This window comes from Aliiglaciecola sp., assembly GCF_039982535.1.
Classification (GTDB): domain Bacteria; phylum Pseudomonadota; class Gammaproteobacteria; order Enterobacterales; family Alteromonadaceae; genus Aliiglaciecola.
This window is the reverse complement of sequence record NZ_JBDWYG010000004.1, coordinates 1-5,752: the sequence shown is the minus strand read 5'-3', so window position 1 is coordinate 5,752 and position 5,752 is coordinate 1. Positions and strand designations below refer to the sequence as shown.

The window sequence follows — 5,752 nt, the reverse complement described above, 5'->3', positions numbered from 1 at the left end:
TTCTATCGGTATATTATTTTTCATTGCTAAAGCTTTTAAATAGCACCTGCTTTTACCCGTAATACGGCTTACTTCAGCCATTGAGTTACCTTGTTTAAGCAAGTATTGGCATAACTCTGATTTGTCTTCGATGCCGTACTTTCTTTCAATATTTTTGACTTGTGGCTTGTCGTCAGTGTTTAGCGTGCTATTCAACCAAAATAGTACCAATAAATATTTAAAAGGATGCTGACTAACATTGCCTGTTAGCAGATAAGACAAATAGCGATAATCTTTGTTAGAGTAGGGAAGCAAAGTTGTTGAAGTGCGTTCCAAACCTTTTATAAACCTAAATAAATCTGATGTTAGTTCCTGCCTTTTAAATCGCTTTTTTCCAAGAATATATCCACGCTCACTTAATTCAGCTAGTAGTTCTGACTGATTAAAGCTACTGTCTGATTCTGAAATATCATGCAGAAACTGCTTTGTAAATTTAGCAAATTGAAAGCTAAGCTCGGTGCATTGGCTACAGGGTGTTGAATGTGAAGGTAGCAAGAGTGTCTTAATATGAGGTATTTCAGGGAGTTTCTCATGTATAAGCCATACTTTATGATCGGGACATGCTTCGACACCTGAAATTTGGTGGCTTAGATGCCAATATGCCACTCCGTAGTGACTGATATCCTCCTTTGCACAAACTGGACAATATTTTAATGTTAATGTTTCGCTCTCTTTAAACGTGACAAGTTGACACGCTCTAATTGCATTGCTGCCATTACTTTGAAGTAGAGCTTGTGAAATTGATTTAGCGTGCTGGGGTAAAAAGTATGAAAACAACCTTCCTAACGTTTGTTGACGATAAATTTTAGTTTCAGAGTCTCCACATAATTTTGCAGCTCTTCTAATTCCAATAGTTAGGTACGGATGGATGCTAGCACGAGGCTTATTTAACAGTATTGTTAGATAATCTTGCTCGCTCATACCTAAAATAGTCATATGTCGAACATAACGACTAAATAAAGTTTCGTCAGGTAATGAAGCTGGGAGTTGCATACTCTGCCCAAAAGCTAGTTATCCTGACTATATTTTAGACTATCCTAATTAAACTGCTCTAGCGGTGAATCGCAGAGTATTTCATTGCTCCGAAGATACTCAAGGGGGTATTCTTCATCTGCTGCCCTCCTTAGCAAGTCAGGATCTACGATTCTATTTGGCAAGTCGATGGCGCTTTGTAACTCTCTAAGTTGAAATTCGAACTCAGGATGCTGAGGTCGAGTGATATCAGCAATTACTTTTTTAGGATTGACAACGTTGCTCTTCGATGGCGTACCAGTTTTAGCTTCTGTTTTTTGTCTTCTTGGCAACGTATTTTGTTTACGCAATGTCATGACTTCTTCGGTTTTAGACGAAAGGCCACAAGCAGAAACATGTGCTTGCTCCAATGCTGCTGTTGTTATTCTTTCGTCGCCAGAACCAATCACTAGCTTTTGTGCGTCACGGTAAATCCTGTGCGCCATATCTAAGTTGCCAACAGATAGCACGTGTAATTTATCATTAAGTTCTTCAGTTAACGCAGTGGTAATGTTGGTCCAATGTAAATCCCATAATTCGTGAACGAAGCAGTCCCATGCGTCACTATCACGAGATAAAGCTTCCATTTCGAAATAACCTCCACTTTCAGCTCGTCTCGCTGCCTTCAGCGTTTTAGCGAGCGTGTCATTGAATGGAGGATTAGCGCAAAAGAAAAGTGGCACGCCTAATTTGTTTACTAAGCTGTGTAAGAAGTTAAGTAAATTGTTTTCACCACCAGTTCTCTTAAATTCAAGACGCTGCATCTCATCGATAACTAAGATACCGAGGAAGTTTGCCTTTATTTTTTGTTCAATCTGACGAGTAAGCTTACCAATTGTGGATTCTGGCTTAGTTCGCTTATCGCCAATAGCTTGATCTAATGTAGCTAGGATTTCTTCACATAGATCTCTTACGCTTGAGTTGTTAGGGCAATCAACTTTTAACCAAACGATTTGATTTCTATGCTCCATTACTTGACCGTTATAGTTGTCATGTACGATGACATTCGGGAAATAGTTGAGCACTTGCTCAAGCATACTAGACTTACCGACACCGCTTTCCCCTACAAGCGTAATACCGTCACCTTTTGGTTCAAAATATCCAGTATGAGGCGCAATATCCAGCTTTTCATCAACAGGGTAATGTAAATATTGTGCAGTTGTTGGGCTTAGTGGGTTTTTAGCTGAATAACCTGCCTTAATTGCATCCTCAATTGCTCTGAAGCATTTATAGTAAAGGGGTAACGGTTGACGTAGGTTTTTCAAACGCACTGTGTACTCTTCCCTCACTAGAGGATCTGGGTGCTGTCTTATATTTTCATCCAACTCAGGGTAACTGCTAAAGGCGTCCATGACTGTCTCTTGGTTGGCTTTCGGCTTTAAAGCTTCTATGAGAGGATTACCTTGGTGCTCAGGCAGTATAGCTTTATTGTATCTGGCTTTCTCCTTCCACATAACTAATGACCCTTATCGTTTTCTACGAGGTAAATAAACAATACTGGAAGGATTTGATTCAGTGTTACTAATGGACTTTTCTTGAGGTGAAGATACAGAATTGTCCTCAATTTTATTTGCCGTTTTTTCGATTTCAATTTTGCGACGCTCCCTAGTATTTTTAACTTTCTCAGTGGGAGTAAGGTCGTCGTTTTTAGCTCTCGTTTTTGCATTTTTCTCAATGTTGGTTCGTATGACTTTGCTATCAATAGATTCAACACTTATCGGATTTTCCTCATGATTTTTGTCTAACCAATCCATAACAAATTCAGGTTCGTGCATCGGTAGGTCTTTCATCATTTTACTTTTACCAAGCAAATTACATTTGGTGAATACATCATTTTTATCAAATCTGACATAGATATAATTAGTGGTATTTTCGTTAACCCTAGCATCTAGCTGCCATTGCCCATTTGTTCTGGCGATTGATGCTAGCTTACCTTGAACCACACGGTCACATGAGTAATACATATTATTATATTCAATACCATCACGAGTCATGCTTGCCTTAGCAGGAGGGTACAACCTGCTTATTACTTCACTACTGTCAGCAAGTTTGAGTGCATGTTTGTGTTCCGCAATGTGCGCTTTCCAAAAGTTCAGCGGAGTAGGAGATAGATTTTTTTCAATTAACAGCGAGCTAGAAGTAGCTAAACTATTGTAAATTGATCGGTTTAGTTCAAGCACAGCATCGATCAGCAATGCTGTAAACTCATTTAAAGTATAAATTGCATCTTTTCTAGGATCTCTATCACCACGAACAACTTTTCCTCCTCTCGTAGTGCCAAGAAGTTTATGGATCATCTCATCGTTAAGTAACCCAAATCGACGTTCAACCATCGCTTTAAAGTCAGGCCGATACGGAGGCGACAATTGAAGTTCTGTTAACGGAACTACTAGCTTTTGAGGTGCTAAACCTATCATTTCACCGTTGTCACACATTAATCGCAAAGGGGTATGTGCGGCAGGCCAATCTGTCTCTTGAATAATAATACCAAATTCTTTGCAATAAGATGCTTTTGGTAAAAAGGCATTTGCTAATGCCTGCCTAGCTGCACGCCATGATGCAAAATCTAAAGAAACATTTAACCCAACAATTAAGCCACTTGCTCTATCGACAATTGAGTATATAGTCGGTCTTCCCAGAACATACTGTTTACCGAAACTTGAAACTATATGAACATCAGCGACAGTCGCATCTATTTCAAAGCAACTTCCCGGAACAGGCCATTTTTGCTTAGTATCACCTAGCAACTCTCTTTTGCTTAATAGGTAATCCCTTTCTGTCGATGACTTTTCTGTTATTTCGTTTTTTGTAAATAGCTTAGATTTCCACTCTCTAACCTGCTTATAGGAAGGAACATAAGGAGCCTCTCCTAAAGCTTTAGCTCTCTTTACTTCAGCAGCATAATATTCTCTCAATAGCTCTTTTCTTGTTTCAACTAAGTTTTTGCCTCCCGGCTTTAAATGATGCTTTTTCAATGCTTTATGAATGTTTTCTTTGTCAGTGTCTGTGACTATGAAAATTGTGGATCTTTTAACTGCTAGTGTTCGAGAAGTTTTGGGTGCGCCAAGGGCTTTTTCAGAAACCGTGCGTTGCTGACCAGCCCCCCCACTATATTGATATGCAGGCAATAAAGCATTTTTATCCTGACCGTACCGCCAATAAGTATCTAATAGCCTTGCAATGCTTTTTCTATCTTTTCCTTTTTCTTTTGCATACTTCGCAAGTGTAGGAACCCTACTCTTTGTCGCATAATCAAAAATAAACTCTCCATTGTTAGCTATATCTTTAATTAATTCATAGTTTTCATCTCTAATCTTCAGGTGGCTTTTGTCAATTTCTTCTTCGGCACGTAACAAATGATATGGCAACGTATATTGAGCTTCTAATATCAGGTTTTTCTTAATACCATTTTTAAATTTATCTAGACCAATAGCTATTGGTCTACTTAATCCCTTTTCCTTTTCTAGATAAAACAGCACTAAACACGGGATTTCTTCAAAAACTCGAATTACACGATATCTACCTGTGGTAACACCGTCAAATTGGTCAATCGACCAAATACTGCTTTTAACAATCTCCACTTGCTAAGCCCTTTCTAGCGATATGAACACTTAATATGTTTATGAAATTTTCGCTCTCTAGTGGGGAGGATAGATCAACGTCTATTTTCTTTAATCCTATTAGACTCCTCAGCATATTAAGAGCATTTTCGTGTTGAATATCCATCTTGCTTACAAACAGGTTGCAAATATCTCGAATAAAATGCGTTCCTGTGGTTAATAATGATGTTGCCAAATCGATTTTACTGTCAGCAAAACTGCTCTCATCTGATCTCAATGGATGAGTAGCCCAATTTATATTGCTACTCTGTACTTGCGTGAGGTGATTACCTACAAAGTAGTAAAATTTTATGCCAAGCAAACTCCACCAGACCCTTTCGATTTCTAGCTTTTCGAGCACCCTAACTTCATCTGATTCATCTTCTGGTTTGACTGAAACTGCCTCAAAAATAATGTTGTCGTCGATTACTCTAGTGAGAAGGAAATCTGTGGTAATTATAATTGGTGTTTTAGTTTCGGGATGAACAGGATGATCAATGCCTAAAGCCTCGGCAATTTTGATAGATAGATTGATTGGCAGTAGAGGAAATTGTTCTCTTATATCGATGACTGATTCGGAGTGCTCAGCAAGATAGAAAAACTCAGTCTCTATGGAGGAAAGTGTATGATGAACTCTTCCAGTTTTCAGCCCTAAAATTTGAGAGCGAACACCATTTGATTTAACGTCCTGAACTCGCAACCAAGGCTTGTAAGCTTTGCCTTCGCCAAGCCCATATTTGTTCTTTAAAGCTCTATTGAAGTCTTCGAAGTTCTTGAGTTTCCTGCGTGACATTGCTATTCCCATTACTAAATCACTAGTAATGACAATAGTAGAAAACCCCACTACGGGCAAACATTAAGGGAAATTTTCTTTATTACGGGCAAACTTTATGGTCTATGGGCAAACTTAATTGTCATTACACACTTACACATTTTGCCCAGCAACCCAAGCACTACTCCATGCCCATTGGAAGTTGTAGCCCCCTAGCCAACCGGTAACATCGACTACCTCGCCGATAAAAAATAGGCCATCCACGTCATTTGCCATCATGGTTTTTGAGGAAAGTTGGTTGGTATCAACTCCACCTAAGGTTACCTCGGCA

Annotated in this window: 5 protein-coding genes; all 5 read right to left on the bottom strand. The window is 38.9% G+C overall.

The window, feature by feature from the left end:
* Positions 1-1,032 (bottom strand): TniQ family protein (locus tag ABJV04_RS00045; protein ID WP_348489060.1); only part of this gene is annotated, 1,032 nt, incomplete at its 3' end.
* A gap of 44 nt (positions 1,033-1,076) precedes the next feature.
* Positions 1,077-2,504 (bottom strand): ATP-binding protein, encoded by a 1,428-nt coding sequence (locus ABJV04_RS00040; RefSeq protein WP_348489059.1) that lies wholly within the window; start codon positions 2,502-2,504, stop codon positions 1,077-1,079.
* A gap of 12 nt (positions 2,505-2,516) precedes the next feature.
* Complete coding sequence (locus ABJV04_RS00035) at positions 2,517-4,631, bottom strand: transposase (protein ID WP_348489058.1); 2,115 nt, start codon at positions 4,629-4,631, stop codon at positions 2,517-2,519.
* Positions 4,618-5,442 carry a TnsA endonuclease N-terminal domain-containing protein gene (locus ABJV04_RS00030; protein WP_348489057.1) on the bottom strand — a complete coding sequence of 275 codons (825 nt, stop codon included), beginning with the start codon at positions 5,440-5,442 and terminating at the stop codon, positions 4,618-4,620. The genes ABJV04_RS00035 and ABJV04_RS00030 overlap by 14 nt, the downstream gene beginning before the upstream one ends.
* 132 nt (positions 5,443-5,574) lie before the next feature.
* Positions 5,575-5,752, bottom strand: a 178-nt coding sequence (locus tag ABJV04_RS00025; RefSeq protein ID WP_348489061.1) for an NAD(P)/FAD-dependent oxidoreductase, incomplete at its 5' end; no start/stop codon positions are given.